Genomic DNA, 17017 nt, shown 5'->3' with positions numbered 1-17017 from the left:
CACGGAAGTGACCGGAGAGATTGCGATGGCGGACAAGACGCTGCTCTTCGTGCACGGGACTGGCGTGCGGAGTGTGGGCCGTGAGCAGACCGTCTCACGGATCCGCAAGGGGCTCGCGAAGGCTGGCCTGGGCGACATCCAGCTGGATTTTGTCGACTGGGGCGAAGCGCACGGATCGAAGGTGAGCAAGGAGGATCTCGAGCAAGTCCTGCCGCTCGGTGCTGCGATGGCCCTGGACGACACGACGGAAGCCGAGATTGAGGCCGCGCTTTGGTCCGATCTCCTCGTCGATCCTCTCGTCGAACTTCGCATGGCCGCGCTGAGGCGCTCAAACGTCCCGCTGACCGATGTTCCGATTCCCGGCGGCCCTCAGCCCGCCGACTTCGCGCTCATACAGGCGATTCACGATCTCGGGCCCAAACTCGCTGACCCTTTGCCTGGCGAGGTGACGGCTGAGGCAATCCGCGATGCGGCTCGCTCATTGGCGGCGGAGTCGCTCGTTCGAGAGGCCGCCCGTTCGGTCGGCTCTGCGCAAGACCCCGACCTCGTCGCCGCGACGGCGCGCGCCATCGTCGCGACGGCCCTGCGACGGGCGCGCTCCGAACCCGGTGCTGGACCGTCGGCGCTTTATCTCCGGTCCGAACGCGAGGCTCTCGTCGACGAGGTCCGTACCGGACTCGCGCCTACGACGCAGGGGATCGGCGGGTGGCTGCGCGACAAGGTCCAGGGCTTCGCGACCGCACGGGCATCCGACTGGGCGATCAAGCGACGCGATGGGCTGATGGGGAGTTCGTCGCCGTTTCTCGGCGACATCCTGCTCTACCAACGTCGCGGCGACGAGATCCTCGCCATGATCGAGTCCAAAATCCTGGAACTCGCCGGCAGCGGCAGGCAGGTGATCGCGCTCGGCCACAGCCTCGGCGGCATCATGCTCGTCGATCTGCTCTCCCGTCCACGCGACGAGCGCCTGCCCGTCTCAAAACTGATCACCGTAGGCTCGCAGGCGCCGATGCTTTTCAAATTTGACGCGTTAGGCACGATGCGGCCCGGACATGCGCTTCCAGAGGGGACGCCGTTTGTGCCTTGGCTCAACATCTATGACCGCAGTGACCTCTTGTCGTTCTGCGCGACGCGTGTCTTTCCGGACGTGGCGGGCATAGAGGACCACGAGTACAAGTCAGGTGCATCGTTTCCCGAGGCCCACAGCGCCTATTTCCTCGGCGACGAGGTCTACACGCGCATCAAGCAGTTCCTCGGCTAGCCGTGCGCGACGCCTACGCCCTCGTGATCGGCATCGATCGGTACGACCTCGACGGCATCACGACGCTCCCGCACTGCGTCGACGACGCACTCGTCGCGCTCTCTTGGCTCCGCGCGATCGGGGTTCCCGATGACCGGATTCTTCTTCACCTCGGGCCGTCGCCGGGGCGGATCGTCGACACGGGCGGTGTGATCGTCCACGGTTGCGATTACCCAAGCATCGTACGCTCGATGAACTTGCTGGCCAGGCTCTCGGCCGACCAACTCTTCGTTGTCCTGTCCGGTCACGGCCTCTACGTGCTCGCAAAGGGGTCGGTGTTCCTCCCATCGAATTACGGAATCGATGGCATCAAGTCTAACATCTGGCTCGAAGAGTACCTTCGCTATTTCCTAAGCTGGAGCTTCCGGCGGCAGTACGTCATCTACAACGCTTGCAAGGAGCCCATCGCGACGATCGGCCAAGTCTCGCCGGTGACACCCCAGGGGCCACAGCAAGCTCCGGAAAATTACAACGTCGTCGCCAGCAACGCGCTCACAGTGTGCCACGCCGCGGCACCGGACGAGAAGGCGTGGGCCGGCGCGCCCGGGGAGACGCTGATAACGTTCCTCTGCAGAGCACTCGACCTTGAACGCCTCGGCAACATGGAGGCGGCCGATCCGCTGCAATCCGCCGTCATCTACGATTGGGATACCGGGGCACGCGAAATCGACCTCAAGGGGGTGTTCGACCTCGCCGTCGGACCGAGCTTCGCTCTCAGGGCGCTGGCGGCCGGGAACCGGCAGACACCTTTCTCTCAGCGTCTTGAGACTGCCGAGCGGACCGGACGGTCTCCGATCTTCGATCTCCCGCAGGACACCTACCTCCCCGTCGTCGTCAAAGCGGATCCGATCGAGGCCACACAGGCCGTCACAGAACTGATCCTCCGCTCTCCCGAACCGACGCGTCAGCTGCTTCTGCCTGGTATCGGCAAGCCGATCAGTCTCCCGATGCGCTGTCTCGGTCCGGTCGGTGCGACCGTGTGGACCTCGTTCAGCGCAGATCCCACGAGCCCGTGGCGCAAGCGTCGGTCGCCGGCCCCGACCGAACTCGTCGGCGATGGCGTCGAGATCACCTTGGAACTTGTGAGGGCGACGACCCTTCCAATCGGCACCGGTCCGTCGGCGATCGCCACGCCTGGGGGAGCTCAGGCAAGCGCCTCGTCTCCCAGTGGCATCACTCTCGACGCCTTCAACATCCGAGCGAACGGTCCCGCCGGCGTGCCGCACGTCTTGCCAGATCTCACCTACGCGTCCGTACGCTCCGGGCCGCTCGCCCAATCCCCGCCACAGGCCGGCGTCTTCGTCGAGGAACACGCTTTCGGGACTGACATCCGTTTCGACCCACTGATTCCCGGTGCCGATGGTGCCGCGCGAAATCTCGCCCTGGATTGGCTTCGTGCGCTCCGATCCAGCTACTCGGGCCGGAATCTCGAGATCCTTCTTTCCCCGGTCGGCGACGACTTCGATCGTCCCGCCACGAACTTCCGATTTGTCCTGCCGCCGGGCGGGGCGCGGCGGCTGGGAGGACACCTGGCTGACGTGCCACTCGTGTCGATTGAGCGTGTCGGATCCTCCGATGCAGCGCGCAAGATGTCGCTCGTGGAAATCGATCGCCATCCGACCGAGTATCTCGAAGCGGGCTTCTATCGCGTTTCGTTAGACCTACCCTGGGGAAATTGGGCCCGCGTCTTCGACGTAGGCCTTGCGGAGAGTGTCACCGAGTGCGCGCTGCCGGACCGGATCGGCCTAGAGCCGCTGCGCAACATGGCGTCGTTTGGCGCCCTGTCGGAGCGCGCTCAATTACGGCGGTGCGAGACGATCCCAGCGGTGTCCTTCAACGTAACTGTGAAGGCACAGGGGCGCCCCCTCGCAATCGTGGGTGCGGGCGTCGACCTCCTTCTTCACAGGGACATGGGCGGCGTTCGGATCGAGCCTTACTCCGACACGGCGGTACCCGAGTGGGACATGGCGTTTTCCACCGGTCGCGCGAGCGCGATCGAGACACCGCGCATCCGCGAACTGCTCGGACCCGATGCCGCTGCAGCTTTTCGAACCTCGGTCGAGCGAGACCTTATGCTGCTCGCGTGCGCTTACGCAGCGTTCGGTCGAAACGAGGGCGGTGTCGCTCTCGAGGCACTCGACGGAATGCAAGGCGTTCTGCGCGAGGGCCCCGATGCGCACCTCCTGAGGTTCGCGACCGGCGGGAGCAGCGAGGATCGCGTCATCCAGGATGGCGCCGACAGCTCGCTCGTACCCCTTCTGCGCTGGGGTGTGCCCGTCCTGCAGACCATCTTGGGTGCCCACGGCCGTGAGGTACCGGAGTGGACGAGGCACCTGACGTTCGGCTCGGCCTGGACGACCATCGACGAGGCGGGCGTCGAGGCGCTCACGCTCGCCGATCAAAAGGCCAACCGATCGCGCGTCTGGACGCAGGTCATCGACTTGGACGAGGCTCGTGCGGTATCCGTCGTCCGCTCTCGTCCGACCCGTTCTTTGACGGTTGTGGGAACTGCCCTCCGCTCCGGCTCAGCCGTCGCGTACGCCTCGGCATTCGAGGCGCTACTCCGCGGCGTCGACATCCTCGCCGACGCGGTGAAGGTGACGCTCGGCCCGAAGGGCCGCAACGTCGTGATCGAGAAGAGCTTCGGCGCCCCGCGCATCACCAAGGACGGTGTGACGGTCGCTAAGGAGATCGAGCTCGCCGACAAGTTCGAGAACATGGGCGCCCAGATGGTGCGCGAAGTGGCCTTGAAGACCAACGACATCGCGGGTGACGGCACCACCACCGCGACCGTGCTGGCCCAGGCCATCGTCCGCGAGGGCGCCAAGTACGTCGCCGCCGGCATCAACCCGATGGACCTGAAGCGCGGCATTGATCAGGCTGTTGCGGCTGCGGTTAAGGACATCACGGGCCGCGCCAGGAAGGTCGTCTCGTCGGAGGAGGTCGCCCAGGTCGGCACGATCTCCGCCAACGGCGACAAGGAGATCGGCGAGATGATCGCCCACGCCATGCAGAAGGTCGGCAACGAGGGCGTCATCACGGTCGAGGAGGCGAAGACCGCCGAGACCGAGCTCGACGTCGTCGAGGGCATGCAGTTCGACCGCGGCTACCTCTCCCCGTACTTCATCACGAACGCGGAGAAGATGGTCGCCGAGCTCGAGGCCCCCTACATCCTCATCCACGAGAAGAAGCTCTCCTCGCTCCAGGCCATGCTGCCGGTGCTCGAGGCCGTGGTCCAGACCGGCAAGCCGCTCCTGATCATCGCCGAGGACATCGAGGGCGAGGCTCTGGCCACGCTGGTGGTCAACAAGCTCCGCGGCGGCCTGAAGGTCGCGGCCGTCAAGGCGCCGGGCTTCGGCGACCGCCGCAAGGCGATGCTCGAGGACATCGCGATCCTGACCAAGGGCCAGATGATCGCCGAGGACCTCGGCATCAAGCTCGAGAACGTGACGCTGCCCATGCTCGGCCGCGCCAAGCGCGTGCGCATCGAGAAGGAGAACACCACGATCATCGACGGCGATGGCGAGAAGTCCGACATCGAGGGCCGCATCGCCCAGATCAAGGCGCAGATCGAGGAGACCACCTCGGACTACGACCGTGAGAAGCTCCAGGAACGTCTGGCCAAGCTCGCGGGCGGCGTCGCGGTGATCCGCGTCGGCGGCGCGACCGAGGTCGAGGTCAAGGAGAAGAAGGACCGCGTCGACGACGCGCTGCACGCCACCCGCGCGGCGGTCGAGGAAGGCATCGTTCCCGGCGGCGGCACCGCGCTTCTGCGCGCCAAGAAGGCGGTCGCCGAGCTGAAGTCCGAGATCCCGGACGTCCAGGCCGGCATCAAGATCGTCCTCAAGGCGCTTGAGGCGCCGCTGCGCCAGATCGCCCAGAACGCGGGCGTGGAAGGCTCGATCGTGGTCGGCAAGATCACCGACAACACCTCGTCGGAGACCTTCGGCTTCAACGCCCAGACCGAAGAGTATGTCGACATGATCCAGTCGGGCATCGTCGACCCGGCCAAGGTGGTGCGCACCGCCCTGCAGGACGCGGCTTCCGTGGCCGGCCTGCTGGTGACGACGGGGACGATGGTCGTCAGCGGGACGACGTCGGGGCAAAGCGGTCACGCGCGCCGAACGGACGAGGCAGCGGCCGAGGCGTGAGGCGAGATCGGTCACCGATCCGGCCGAAGACGCTTCGAGAACGCCTGCGCCGCTGCACCTGCGGTTGCACGCCCGACCGAGTCGTCGCCGCCGCTCAGATCCCCGATCCATCCATGCGGGGGACCGATGCGGTGCGGTCGGCGAGCAGCTGAGCGCCAAATCAGCCGATCCCGCTTCAAGACCGATCTACAGCTTGAGGGCTGAGGTTTCACGGATTTTCGATGAGGACGATGGTGCGGAGCCCCGTCGAGGCGAAATGCCGTCGCACATAGCGGGCTGAAGCCTTCGAGCTTGGCATGATGCGCAGGTCGCCGTTGCCAAGGATTTCCGCATGCTCGAGGGCGACCGCGATGTCGTTATTCGCCCCCCTCCGACGCGACCCTGCCGGACGGTCCGCCGCAAGCGCCGCTTCGAGACGCGCACGAACATCGGTTTCCTCCGGTGCCGCGACGATCGATTGCAGGCGATGCGCGTAAGCTCGAACGCCGGGATCCGCCCGCCCTGCCTCGACGTCAGTAAGTTCCTCGAACCCGAGGTCCGGTATTCTTCCCGAGGCGAGTGCCCCGTCCGGTCGCACGACGGCGCGCAGGTCGGGGATGGGGAAGGGCCTAGGCCGGCCTCCTTCGACCAGGAATTTGGCGACGTCTGCCAGCAGGTGGCAGTCGGCTTCGCCGATGACGAGGATGGCGCCAGCCTGCCAAGCCAGGAACGCCTGTAGCAGGAGTTCCGTGAGATAGGCATGCGCGGCACCGATGCTGGCCCGCTGCAAGCTGCGAGAACTGTCGTCCTCGACCCAAGCGTCCGGCGCGTCGACCTGGTCCAAGATCACCTGGGATCGTTCGGAGTAGCTCCCTAGGAAGTCCACCGCCTTCACCAGCCCAGCGGCATCGTCGTACAGGGCCACCCAAGCGCTCCTCGTAAGCGCCATGCCAGGCGCGAAGCTCGGGTGCACGCGATCCCCGGTTAGGTCCTCCTCATCTTCGTCGTCGAGCGGGTACCAGTCCGGGGTGGCCACGACAGTCTCGCTCAGGGCGGCTAGCGTTGCGGCACGATGGGTGAGCAGCCGGTCTTCCTCGTGCTGGGCGCCATCGGCATTGTCGTAGGCAGGGCTTGCCGCATCGCCAGAGGCACGCGCACGCGCATTAGCGTACACACGGTCCAACTGACCGGCCAAAACGATTTTCATGGTGGCAGAACTTTCTCTTCTTATGCGGATTTGTGCTGTGACAGAATGGCGTATGGCCGACTCAGTTCGGGTCGGGCTGCTCGGCACACCAAGCGCACCACGCGTAATGAACCGGGAGGGGTACGACGGGGATCTTCACCCGCACGGCGAATTCGCCCGGCAAGAGCGTCTCGTGCAGCGTGATCAAGCCACGCCTCTCGAGCGCCGCGAGCGTTGCATGCGCATGACCTCGATCGTCGCCGGTGGCGATGCGCTCGAAGGCTGCGATCTGAACCTTCGTACAACCTCTCTCCACTGCAGGATGCCGAGGTTTCGTCGACATGACAGCCTCTCCTCGTGCAGAGCACACGGATTACTTTGCAAATCCCCGGCCCAACAACGGCAGGGAGATCTTAGATTGTGCTGTTACTATAGCGATTCGCACAAGCTCTGCTCAGGAGGCCGTTTGCTGGACCTCCCGTGGCCGGTGAGCTGTGGTCTCGAGGCAACGTGCTCGCTCATGAGTTGCGCGGGGCAACTTCGACAGCCGAGCTGTGAGGCGCTCGGCCCTTCAGCCGTAGCGCTCCAGATCGCCGAGGAAGGCCTCGAGCACTGCGCGGACTGTCTCGCTCGTGACCTCCGGGTATTCGAACAGCGGCTCGGAGGAGGGGACTGCGTCTTCTGCGATCTGGGACAGTTCCACGTGGGTTGCCACGGCCAAGCGCCGGGCACTCCCGTAAAAGCCGACGAAGCAGGGCGGCCAGATCAGGTCGGCCGCCGCCGTTCGATTTGGCCAGCGGTTGCAGTAGAAGCGGATGCCCGGCGTGGCGTAGACCGCCATTCGGTCCTGATCGTCGTCGCGGACCACGGAGACGTGCCAGCCGCGCTCCGTTGCCTGGTCGGCGAATTCGCGCATCGTCGGCTCGATCACCGTGCGCGACACGACGTCGAACCGTGCCGCCTCCGCCGCGAGCGCGGCAGCAAGAGCAGGGTCGTTCTCGGCGACGTACTCCTGAAAGCGTCGCTGCTGCGCGCGTGCGCCTGCACGGCCGGCCTCCAAGACTTTCTCGAACGGCCAAGCCTCTTCATGATCGTCGTAGGCGTCTGGGGTGTTGCTCATGGTTCAGTGTCCTTCGAGGGATTTCGTTTCGATCCAACCCTGCAATCGCAATAATTGTTTTATAGAGTTTTTCTCTCCAATCTCGCAAAAAGCTTACTTGATATTCATCTTGCGCAATCCAAGGCTCATGTACGAGCGCGACCCCGGATGCGAATGGACAGGACAAGCAGATGAGTTCAAGCAACATTTCACCCCAAGCAACGGCTTTCGCGTATCGGTCATGACCAAATCGCGCGCCATGCGTCAGCTAAGGCTTCGTGAGCTGGAGAGCACGATGACATGTATCTTCGGTTTCAACGGCTTTCGATCACTCCAGTGGAACGGATCAATTTTGACGCGGCCAAGATCGTCGATGTCAATGGTTCTGACCCAAGTCGACGTGAGCGTGATGTCGGTCGCCGCCGCGCGGATCAGCGGACTGGACCTCTGTGCCTCCTCAAGCGCTGCCTTCAACAAAGTCCCGACGTTGACGGTGCGGCTTTCCGACAGCCGGCTGAGACGGCGACGATACGTTCGCATCACCGGATCCTCCAGCATGGCGTTGAGGTCGCCGTGATCGCCTGGCTCCAGGTTCGCGATGGCACCCGAGGTCTCACTATCGGACGTTCTAACCTTCCGGAGATCAGGGATGCAGAATGGCAAGGCTATGCCGTTCCCGATGACACAGTGCATCAGCTCTACAAGGACTTGCCGGTCACAATCTGCCAGGACGAGGGTCGCGCCGGTCTGCAAAGCCTGCAGGACCGCAAAAAGGATCCCTTCGACGTGGTGCTCGAGGTTCGGTTCGTGCGGATCCTGTGGCGCACGCAGGCGCGTCATCTCGACCGTCGCGTCCGAGAAGGCCTTCATGACCACGACAAGTTTGGCGAGACGCTCCGCGTCATCTTCGAGCTCGGCTCTGCGAATCGAATCGTACATACGACCGTCCTGGCCGCGATGCGAAACGACCTGCTCGCCAGGTGGCGAACGGTCCAGCGGGCTTACGACGCCGTTACTAAGCGCGGACATCATCCCCGCGCGGTGGTAGAAAGATCGGTACGGCTCGAACGTATCCGCGTGAGGCGACCGACCGGGCGAGGGCTCCGCCCGGAATCGGTCCGGCCTCCCTCCCATCAGAAAAGAACGGTCGAGATGACCGCCATACAGAATGTTCATCGACAGCTCTCGATAGGGATAACTGGAGCTCGGCCAATATGTCGAGGCGGCTCGGGAAGTAGTTCGCCGCCTTCGGCCGTTCCCGGTTTCGGCGTGCGAACGATGTTTCCAGGATCAGAGTGAGGCGGATGAGGTCGCGGCTTGGCGCCCCCCTTACTGCGGGGCATCGTCCAGGTCCGGGAAATCGGACCAGAGTTCCGGCTCGGCGAAGCCTGCAGGCCACGCGTACGCGGCGATGATGCGACAGCAGAGATCGTAGATCCATTCTTGGTTCTCGCCGAACACCTGACGGAAGTGTTCAATCCTCCGGAGATCGTGGATACGCACCGATTGGCGAGCCTCTCGAAGCGTCTGATATCCAAACGTGACCAGCTCGATGGCCCGTTGGACGTAAACCCTCCGCTCGCTCAAATAGAACGGCATCACTTCCCGCCGCAGCCGCTCTACGAACACGCGATAGGTCAGCTCCTCCAGTTCGATTTCGTGGAGCGTGTGCAGCACCTCTAGGGAGGGTAGCCAGGGATCGCGCGACTCGAACGCCACGACCGTACCGTCGAGCGTGCCCTCGCACGGCGGCCCCGAAAGGTTGGCCTCGCGGTCGTTCAGCCAGATCGCGGCCGTGGCGCTGTCCCAGACGTCCAAGGGATGGAGCAGGTCATCACTCGGCGGGAAGCGCTCGAGCCAGACCGCCGCATCCTCGGGACGCCATGTCTGCAGGTGGCGCCCGAGCGGAGCGAGCGGCTTGTTCCGGTCCGGAAACGCCGTTTGCGCGGCGGCGGGCGAAGGATCGGCCAAATCCTGCGCCATCATCTTGGCGACGCCTGCGCGGACGTTCAGTGGCACGAGCGTGGGATCGGCATGCGAGACGATCTGATTCCGCATCGCTTCGGAGTGGAGCGCGCCGCCCAGGCGACGCACGACCTCGGGATGCGTGAGTGGTATCGAACCGTCGATCGCCGCCTGCAGGCGCTCGAGAGGTATGGCGCGCCGTCTTGCGAAGCTCTCGAGGATCGGCCGAATCGCGGCGTTCGTCCGCTCGCGGACGAGATCGGCGCGCTCCTTCAGGGACACGACCGCCGGAAGTGCGACCACCGCGGCGGAGGAAGGTGCGTCGTCTCGCGCTCTGAGGACGCGCCCGGCTTCGCCCGATGCCTCATCCGCTTCGGCCTGCCTTAGCGCGATGGCGCCGTGCCGCGTCCCGCCTCCTGGGGACGGCGCCTCCGTGCTCTCCATCTTCGAAGATCGGACGATCCGTACCTTGCAGCGCGAGATCGCGACGATGGACCGAGGCGAACTGTCCTCTACGTGATGCGACAGATCTCCTGTCGGATCGGAGCGGTCCGTCATTGTGATCACTCCAAAAAAGATCGGCGAGAACACTTGGAAGATCTCGCGGTCATAGAACTTCGGTCAGAGCCGAGCTTGGGGTAGGACGATTGTGTGGTCGCCGCAGCGATTCACGCAAGACCTCGTGAAATCGCCGTTCCGAGTCGTGGGCTCGACCGCGACGGTCGGCACTCGACAAGCCAAACGTGCATCCAGGCTTTAGGACGCGGCAGAAGACGTGATATCCAACGCAGCATTAGAATGCTGTTTTAGAGACCGTTTTGGCCCCGGATTGATATCCAACGCAAGCTGAAGCCGTCGAACTCTTTAAGCTTGGGCGAAGCGCTGTGGTATCGAGCCTGGCGATTCCTCAGAGACCGTCCCCGCTTACGGCACACGGATTTGTGAACTTGAAGACGCGAAGGGTGATGCTCGTGCCCCGTCTACCTGAGCGCCGAAGGTCGGTAGCTCAGGTGGTCCAGGGTTTAGAGTCGGGACGCCGGCTAGGCGGACGAGCCCAATCTGGTCGAATCGGTCTGGATCAGCATCCGGTGGTTCGATGCACTCTTGTAGCAATTCCTCTCGATCGAGCCGCCATGTGGAGGGGCTTCGCCGCGCGGTCGATCGCGCCGATAACGTCGCTCGGCGCGAGATGCCGAATTATCGGAAATCCTCCAAACCTCGGCCTCCAGGCCGAGGAGGCTTCGCGCCTGCGCAGCGTGAAGGGTTGAGAAAAACGGTGTCGACGACGCGGTCCGACCCCGAGCGGATCATTCGGTCGCGCGACGATCGCAAGTGCCCGTGTGCGGCTGCGGCGAGGCTGGCGCCGGCGATCGCGCACTCAACTCACTCGCATATGGTTCGAGGATGGTGCGTGCGGCATCGGGCAATTTGCAGACGGAATTGGACAAGGGGATGCGCCAAGTCGGCTCACGCTCCCACGCTTCCGAGAACGCTCGGCCGAGTGTGTGTTCACGGCCGACCAAGACGAGAGCCTCGATGAGTTCGGCGGCCCGGGCGAAGTCTTTCTTGGTCCCGATCTGGCCGCGCGAGCCGATACCCTGCGGTCCATGCACGATCAGCGTGTGGACCGCATAGCGCTCGGGGGAGGGGATGGTCACGGTTATACCGGGGCCGTGTAGGACGATCGATCGCACTGGCGCATCGACCAAGAAGTCAAGACCTCGTGAGGTTTGAGTTGCGGCACTGCCCGGTTCTGGCGTTTCCGTTGGCCGAGACGTGCGAGCGTCGTCACCACGAGAAGCGGTGACATGGACGAGGCGGAACCGGCTCTCGCTTTGTAAGCCCATCGCGCCTGCTTCGTCGTCGATGCAGGAGGGAGGAGCGAAGCTCGGATCGATGATGTGACGCACGTCGACCTGGCTGGAGATCCGACCCTTGAGGCAGACCGAAATCTGGTCGGGTCGTGCGAGGTCGTCGCCGCCCATGCTCAAGGTTCTGGACAAACGCACACCGAGGACGCCGCTGTAAGTTTGGTAGGCTGCTGCGCCGATCAGGATCGCACGGGAGGGAAATAAGCCGGCTTTTGCCAGACCCTCGATCAAGCGGCCCACGGCGGCCGGAGGCCGAGGCATGCCAGCGCCGATCAGAGCGTCGACGGTGCTACTCCGTTCAGCGCGAACGGCCTTGATCCGCTGGAACTGCGCGATCCACTCGCCGACGGCGGGATCGTCGGTCGGACCGACGTAGCGGCTGTATCGCCTCCCTCTGTCCTGCGCCTCCGCAGCCAGTCGGTAGCCTTGATAGTACGCGTAGTTGCGAGCTGCCTCATTCCCGCTCCCCTTCCGGCGGACGAGAATGCTGCCGTTTTCCGGAAACTGCGAGTCGAATAGGTCTTCCAGACCCTGCTCCAGAAGGTCGGCGTACAGCGTGTGCATTGCGAGCGATAGCGGTTGCAGCATACGCTACTCCGATACATGCAAATGTGCAATTTGCATGTACTTACCCTGGAACGCGTTTCAAGGATGTGGGTCTCCAACGTGGAGGTTGACGACAGCGGCACCCATGCCGGGAGGCAGCTATGCGCTGGGTGTCAACAGACGACTACTTAAGCGCCTGACGTATTTATAAGTCGCTTCGATACTGGCTATGCTTCTGTGAGCGTATATTTAGCTTCGCAGAACACTGGCCGAACCCTCTGGCGATCGCCGTCAACGTCTCGGCGGTGCAGCTCCACAACCCGCACTTCGTCCAGTTCGTCCACGGGACCCTGTTCGAAGCCGGCCTGAAGGCGGAGCGCCTCGAGATCGAGATCACCGAGACCGCGCTGATCCGGGATCCGGCCCGGGCGCTCCTCACCCTGCGCCAGCTCAAGGCGCTCGGCGTGCAGATCGCCATGGACGATTTCGGCACCGGCTATTCCTCGCTGTCGAACCTGCGCGCCTTCCCTTTCGACCGGATCAAGATCGACGGCTCGTTCATCAAGGCGGTCCACAGCAACCCGCAGGGGGCCGCGATCGTGCGCTCCGTGCTGGGGCTGGGTCGGGGTCTGGGGCTCGCCGTGGTGGCGGAGGGCGTGGAGACCGCCGAGGAGCTGTCCTTCCTGGCGCAGGAGAACTGCACCCTCGCCCAGGGTTATCTGCTGGGCCGACCCGAGCCGATCGCGCGCTTTTCCACCCACACCCACGGCGCGGCGCCGGACCGGGCGGCCGCCGTGGCCTGAGGCGCATCGGGCCGGTCGCCTCATCTCGAAGAGGGGCGGCCCCGGCGCCGGCTCATCCCGGCGGAGGTGGTCGATGGCGGCCCCGCGGTCGGGCTGCCGACGCTGTCGCGGGTCCGATCCGCGATCCGGGGAGGCGCTCCGCGCAGCGCCCCCGGCCCCGTCGTCGACAGCCACGCGCCCAGAGGGCCGAGCCCCTGGGCGGCGGATCGGGGCGGAGCCGTGACGGATCACGCAGGGCCTGCCCCCAGCACCCGCCAGAAACCCGGATGCGCGGTCCCGGGTCCGGGCGCCGGGCGCGTCGGCAGCCTGCGCCCCGGGGAGGGCGCCCCGGGGACGGCGCCCTCAGTCGGTCTCCCCGCGCAGAGGCCGGGCCAGCAGGCCGGCGATCACGTCGTCGACGCTGGCCGAGCCGGCCACGATGGCGGCGACGGCTTCCGCCACCGGCATCTCGAGACCCTTCGCGGCGGCGAGGCCCGCGAGGGCCGCGGCGGTGAAGGCCCCCTCGGCGAGCTTGCCGCCCGCGGCCTCGGCCGGGCTGGCGCCGGCGCCGAGCCGCTGGCCGAAGGCGAAGTTGCGCGATTGCGGCGAGGAGGCGGTGAGCACGAGGTCACCGAGCCCCGAGAGCCCCATCAGCGTCTCGGGCCGCCCGCCGAAGGCGCGGGCGAAGCGCATCAGTTCGGCGAATGCCCGGGCGATCAGCGCCGCCCGGGCGCTCTCACCGAGGCCGCGCCCCACCACGATCCCGCAGGCGATGGCCAGCACGTTCTTGCCGGCGCCGCCGATCTCGACGCCCCGCACGTCGTCGGTGTGGTAGAGGCGGAAGCTCGGCCCGGACAGCAGGGCGCTCAAGCCGGCGGCGAGGCCGGCATCGGCCGCCGCCAGGGTCACGGCGGTGGGCAGGCCGCGGGCGACGTCGGCTGCGAAGCTCGGGCCGGACAGGACCGCCACGGGCACACCGGGGGGCAGGACCTGCTCGGCCACCGCGCTCATGAAACTGTCGCTGCCGCGCTCGATTCCCTTGGCGCAGAGGATCACCGGCCCGGCGCTGGCCAGGGGACCGCGCAGGGTTTCCAGCACGCCGCGCATGGTCTGGGCGGGCACGACCACGAGCGTCGCCCGGGCGCCCGCGAGGGCGTCGGCATCGGCCGTCGCGCGGATCGCGGGATGCAGCGGCACGCCCGGCAGGTAGCGCGGATTCTCCCGCTGGGCCTGGAGGGCGGCCGCGGCCTGCGCATCGCGCAGCCAGAGGGTGACGGGATGGCCGGCCCCGGCGGCGGCGTTGGCCAGCGCCGTGCCCCAGGCCCCGCCGCCGACGACGTTGATCGGGGTCTCCGCGCTCATGCCGCTTCCTCCCTGTCCGCGCAGTCCAGCCGGTAGAGCACGTGCGCGCGCAGCGGCCCCTCCGGCACCGCCGGATGCGGGAATGTCCCGGCCGGCCTCAGGCCGAGGCGCTCCATCACGGCCCGGGAGCGGTCGTTGCCGACCGCCGTGAAGGCCACGACGCTCCGGATCCTGCAGCGCCCGGCGAGATCGGCGAGGGCGAGCCGCGCAGCCCGGGTGGCGAAGCCGTGGCCCCAGGCCTCGCGTGCGAGGCGCCAAGCCAGTTCGACCGTCGTTCCGGGCCGGTCGCCCCCCGGGAAGGGCAGGGGTCGCAGGATCCGCATCGGGCCGGCGAAGCCGATGAACCGGCCCGCATGCTCCAGGGCCCAGGGGCCGAACCCGTCCGCCACGAAGCGGCGGTCGCAGAGGCCGGCCTCGGCGGCGCTCTCCGCCTCGGTCCGGGGCCGCGGGAAATGAGCCATCACCGCCGGATCGGCGTTGAGCGCCGCGAAGGGCGCCGTATCCTCCGGCCGCCAGCGGCGGAGGGTCAGGTCGCCGTCCCGGAGGGCCTCCGGCACCGGGGCGGCGGCGATCTTGCCGCGCCAGGCCAGGGAGCGGCGGTTCAGGAGCGCGAGGTCCGCACGGCCGGCGAGCACCGCCTCGCCCAGCGCGATCGCGATCTCGAGCTGACCGAGCGGCATGGTGGCATAGGCGGGCGGGCGGGTATGGTCGCGCCAGGGGCCGCCGCAGGCATTGTCCAGGAGGATACGGGCGAAGCAATGGTCGAGCCGCACCGGCCAGTCCGGACGGACGGCTTCGGGCAGGCGGCGCTCCACCAGATCCCGCCAATGCGTGCGCCGGTCCGCCGGGTTCATCCGGCCGGCACCGCCGCCCGGGCCGCCAGCGGCCAGCGGGGCCGCGCCGGGGCCGTGAGGTCGTCCACCAGCCCGAGGCGCAGGCGCTCCAGCCCGGCCCAGGCGATCATCGCGCCGTTGTCGCCGCAGAGCGGCAGGGGCGGCGCCACGAAGCTCAGGCCCGCCTCGCCGGCCAGGGCGGCCAGCGCCCGCCGGATGGCACCGTTGGCCGCCACGCCCCCCGCCGCCACCAGGGCGGTGGGCCGTCCGGCCACGTCCGAGAAGGCGCGCAGGGCGACCCGGGCGCGGTCCACCACCACGTCGACCACGGCGGCCTGGAAGCTCGCGCAGAGATCGGCGACGTCGCGCTCGGCCAGCGGGGCGATGCGCTCGGCCTCGATCCGCACGGCGGTCTTGAGGCCCGAGAGGGAGAAGTCGGCCTCGCGGCGGCCGAGCATCGGCCGGGGCAGGGCGAAGCGCTCGGGATCGCCGGCCTCGGCCATGCGCTCGACCGCGGGACCACCGGGATAGCCGAGGCCGAGGAGCTTGGCGACCTTGTCGAAAGCCTCGCCGATGGCGTCGTCGACGGTCGAGCCGAGCCGCACGTAGTCGCCGACGCCGCGCACGGCGACGAGCTGGGTGTGGCCGCCCGAGACCAGGAGCAGCAGGTACGGGAAGGCGACGCCGTCGGTGAGCCGCGCCGTGAGCGCGTGGGCTTCCAGATGGTTGACGGCGAGCAGGGGCTTGCGGGTCACGAGCGCCAGGGTCTTGGCGGTGACGAGGCCGACCAGCACGCCGCCGATCAGCCCGGGGCCGGCGGCCACCGCGATGCCGTCGAGGTCCCGGAAGCCGGTCCCGGCCCGGTCGAGGGCACGGGCGATCAGCCGGTCGAGCACCTCCACGTGGGCGCGGGCGGCGATCTCCGGCACGACGCCGCCATAGGCCGCGTGCTCGGCGATCTGGCTCAGGACCTCGTTGGCGCGGATCTGGCCGACACCATCCTCGTCGACCGACACCACGGCGGCGGCGGTCTCATCGCAGGTGGTCTCGATGCCGAGCACGGTCTTCTGCACGGGTTGAACTCCTCCGATCCGGACCGCATCCTATCCGCCGGCGGTCACGGCGCGAAAGCGGAGCATGGTCTCAGCCGTCCGTCCCATCCGCCTCCTGCGGTGCCGGAGCGCAGGGCAGGCCTCGGGATGAGGGGACGGCGCGAGGACGCCCTCAGTCGACGGCGACCATGACGTCGGAAGCCTTGATCACCGCGTAGGCGGGACCGCCGGCGACGAGCTTGAGGGATTCGACGGCCTCGTTGGTGATCGAAGCGGTGACCACTTGGCCGGGGCTGATCTCGATCTTCACGTGGGAGGTGGTCGCCCCCTTGTCCACGGAGAGGACCGTGCCCTTGAGAACGTTGCGCGCGCTGATCTTCATGGTCTGCTGCCTCGCTCCATAAGCCGCACCGGAACAGGTCGCGTCGGGCGGCCTCGGGCAGGTCTCCTACAGCATGGCGGGGTCCCGCGCGACCGCCTCAGCGCGGATCGGCCTCAGGCTCGCCGGCCTCGTCCTCGGGGATCGGCGCGGCCCCCCAGGCGGCCAGCGCGGCGTTGAGATCGTCGAGGACGAAGTGCCGGGCGCTGTCCCGGTCGTATCCGTCGGCCAGGAGGTCGTCGTAATCGGTGAAGACGTGGCGTGCGTACGTGATGAGGGCGAGGCGTGCCGCGGTCTCCGGGGCGGCCCGGCGCAGGCCCGGGCTGGCCAGCGCCCGGTCGAGGGCGGCCTCCGCCTCGAAATCCGGGAGGCGCGGGGCAAGCCGGGCCAGCGCCGCGGCGACGGCGTCCCGGCGATTCAGCGGCGGCGATCCAACGCTCATCGCAGGCCTGCCGACGGCATGATTTTAACGGAGCGATCGGGTAGGATCGGCCTCAGATGAGGCGGGGCCT

At 66.9% G+C, this 17017-nt stretch carries 12 protein-coding genes and 2 pseudogenes; 3 read left to right on the top strand and 11 right to left on the bottom strand.

Annotated elements, in window-relative coordinates; translation table 11 throughout:
• The first annotated feature begins 25 nt into the window (after nucleotides 1-25).
• Together P9K36_RS10040 and groL are read left to right on the top strand one after the other, a co-directional pair.
• On the top strand, nucleotides 26-1261 hold the full coding sequence (locus P9K36_RS10040) for a hypothetical protein (protein ID WP_278306967.1): 1236 nt from the start codon (nucleotides 26-28) through the stop codon (nucleotides 1259-1261).
• Nucleotides 1262-3801: 2540 nt separating this feature from the next.
• Nucleotides 3802-5370, top strand: a pseudogene (gene groL / locus P9K36_RS10035) (chaperonin GroEL); the annotation flags it as partial.
• Nucleotides 5371-5659: 289 nt separating this feature from the next.
• Here groL and P9K36_RS10030 read toward each other — a convergent pair.
• The 6 genes from P9K36_RS10030 to P9K36_RS10005 all read right to left on the bottom strand — a co-directional run bounded on the left by P9K36_RS10030 (nucleotide 5660) and on the right by P9K36_RS10005 (nucleotide 12139).
• Nucleotides 5660-6637 carry a hypothetical protein gene (locus P9K36_RS10030; protein WP_278306966.1) on the bottom strand — a complete coding sequence of 326 codons (978 nt, stop codon included), beginning with the start codon at nucleotides 6635-6637 and terminating at the stop codon, nucleotides 5660-5662.
• Between the two features lie 61 nt (nucleotides 6638-6698).
• The gene (locus tag P9K36_RS10025) at nucleotides 6699-6959 is read right to left on the bottom strand and encodes a hypothetical protein (protein WP_278306965.1); all 261 of its coding nucleotides are present in this window, start codon (nucleotides 6957-6959) and stop codon (nucleotides 6699-6701) included.
• 228 nt (nucleotides 6960-7187) lie between these two features.
• On the bottom strand, nucleotides 7188-7736 hold the full coding sequence (locus tag P9K36_RS10020) for a hypothetical protein (RefSeq protein WP_278306964.1): 549 nt from the start codon (nucleotides 7734-7736) through the stop codon (nucleotides 7188-7190).
• Between the two features lie 243 nt (nucleotides 7737-7979).
• Nucleotides 7980-8891 (bottom strand): hypothetical protein, encoded by a 912-nt coding sequence (locus P9K36_RS10015; protein WP_278306963.1) that lies wholly within the window; start codon nucleotides 8889-8891, stop codon nucleotides 7980-7982.
• A 153-nt stretch (nucleotides 8892-9044) separates the two neighbouring features.
• A complete protein-coding gene (locus P9K36_RS10010) occupies nucleotides 9045-10124 on the bottom strand; it encodes a hypothetical protein (RefSeq protein WP_278306962.1) in 1080 nt (359 codons plus the stop codon).
• A gap of 863 nt (nucleotides 10125-10987) precedes the next feature.
• A complete protein-coding gene (locus P9K36_RS10005) occupies nucleotides 10988-12139 on the bottom strand; it encodes a GSU2403 family nucleotidyltransferase fold protein (RefSeq protein ID WP_278306961.1) in 1152 nt (383 codons plus the stop codon).
• Between the two features lie 224 nt (nucleotides 12140-12363).
• Here P9K36_RS10005 and P9K36_RS10000 point away from each other — a divergent pair.
• Nucleotides 12364-12900: pseudogene (locus P9K36_RS10000) on the top strand (EAL domain-containing protein); the annotation flags it as partial.
• 342 nt (nucleotides 12901-13242) lie between these two features.
• Here the strand turns inward: P9K36_RS10000 and P9K36_RS09995 are convergent.
• The 5 genes from P9K36_RS09995 to P9K36_RS09975 form a co-directional block, all read right to left on the bottom strand.
• Nucleotides 13243-14241: an NAD(P)H-dependent glycerol-3-phosphate dehydrogenase gene (locus tag P9K36_RS09995; RefSeq protein WP_043350600.1), complete on the bottom strand. Its 999-nt coding sequence runs from the start codon at nucleotides 14239-14241 to the stop codon at nucleotides 13243-13245.
• Nucleotides 14238-15095, bottom strand: a complete 858-nt coding sequence (locus tag P9K36_RS09990; protein ID WP_043756909.1) for a GNAT family N-acetyltransferase — start codon at nucleotides 15093-15095, stop codon at nucleotides 14238-14240. The genes P9K36_RS09995 and P9K36_RS09990 overlap by 4 nt, the downstream gene beginning before the upstream one ends.
• Nucleotides 15092-16147, bottom strand: coding sequence for a tRNA (adenosine(37)-N6)-threonylcarbamoyltransferase complex transferase subunit TsaD (gene tsaD / locus P9K36_RS09985; protein ID WP_043350596.1), 1056 nt, complete (start codon nucleotides 16145-16147; stop codon nucleotides 15092-15094). The genes P9K36_RS09990 and tsaD overlap by 4 nt, the downstream gene beginning before the upstream one ends.
• Nucleotides 16148-16298: 151 nt before the next feature.
• A complete protein-coding gene (locus tag P9K36_RS09980) occupies nucleotides 16299-16508 on the bottom strand; it encodes a molybdopterin-binding protein (protein ID WP_043350594.1) in 210 nt (69 codons plus the stop codon).
• A gap of 97 nt (nucleotides 16509-16605) precedes the next feature.
• Nucleotides 16606-16947 (bottom strand): DUF2293 domain-containing protein, encoded by a 342-nt coding sequence (locus P9K36_RS09975; protein ID WP_043379540.1) that lies wholly within the window; start codon nucleotides 16945-16947, stop codon nucleotides 16606-16608.
• Between the last annotated feature and the right edge of the window lie 70 nt (nucleotides 16948-17017).

This window comes from Methylobacterium sp. 391_Methyba4 (genome assembly GCF_029691625.1).
GTDB lineage: Bacteria > Pseudomonadota > Alphaproteobacteria > Rhizobiales > Beijerinckiaceae > Methylobacterium > Methylobacterium fujisawaense.
The sequence above is the reverse complement of the archived record's forward strand: the minus strand, read 5'-3'. Positions and strand labels throughout refer to the sequence as shown.

Excerpts from the sequence above, each read along its gene's own strand:
- P9K36_RS10025 (WP_278306965.1), bottom strand. The coding sequence starts at position 6,959 with ATGTCGACGAAACCTCGGCATCCTGCAGTGGAGAGAGGTTGTACGAAG.
- P9K36_RS09980 (WP_043350594.1), bottom strand. The coding sequence starts at position 16,508 with ATGAAGATCAGCGCGCGCAACGTTCTCAAGGGCACGGTCCTCTCCGTG.
- P9K36_RS10010 (WP_278306962.1), bottom strand. The coding sequence starts at position 10,124 with ATGGAGAGCACGGAGGCGCCGTCCCCAGGAGGCGGGACGCGGCACGGC.
- P9K36_RS09975 (WP_043379540.1), bottom strand. The coding sequence starts at position 16,947 with ATGAGCGTTGGATCGCCGCCGCTGAATCGCCGGGACGCCGTCGCCGCG.
- P9K36_RS10015 (WP_278306963.1), bottom strand. The coding sequence starts at position 8,891 with ATGAACATTCTGTATGGCGGTCATCTCGACCGTTCTTTTCTGATGGGA.
- P9K36_RS10020 (WP_278306964.1), bottom strand. The coding sequence starts at position 7,736 with ATGAGCAACACCCCAGACGCCTACGACGATCATGAAGAGGCTTGGCCG.
- P9K36_RS10040 (WP_278306967.1), top strand. The coding sequence starts at position 26 with ATGGCGGACAAGACGCTGCTCTTCGTGCACGGGACTGGCGTGCGGAGT.
- P9K36_RS09990 (WP_043756909.1), bottom strand. The coding sequence starts at position 15,095 with ATGAACCCGGCGGACCGGCGCACGCATTGGCGGGATCTGGTGGAGCGC.
- P9K36_RS10005 (WP_278306961.1), bottom strand. The coding sequence starts at position 12,139 with ATGCTGCAACCGCTATCGCTCGCAATGCACACGCTGTACGCCGACCTT.
- P9K36_RS10030 (WP_278306966.1), bottom strand. The coding sequence starts at position 6,637 with ATGAAAATCGTTTTGGCCGGTCAGTTGGACCGTGTGTACGCTAATGCG.
- P9K36_RS09995 (WP_043350600.1), bottom strand. The coding sequence starts at position 14,241 with ATGAGCGCGGAGACCCCGATCAACGTCGTCGGCGGCGGGGCCTGGGGC.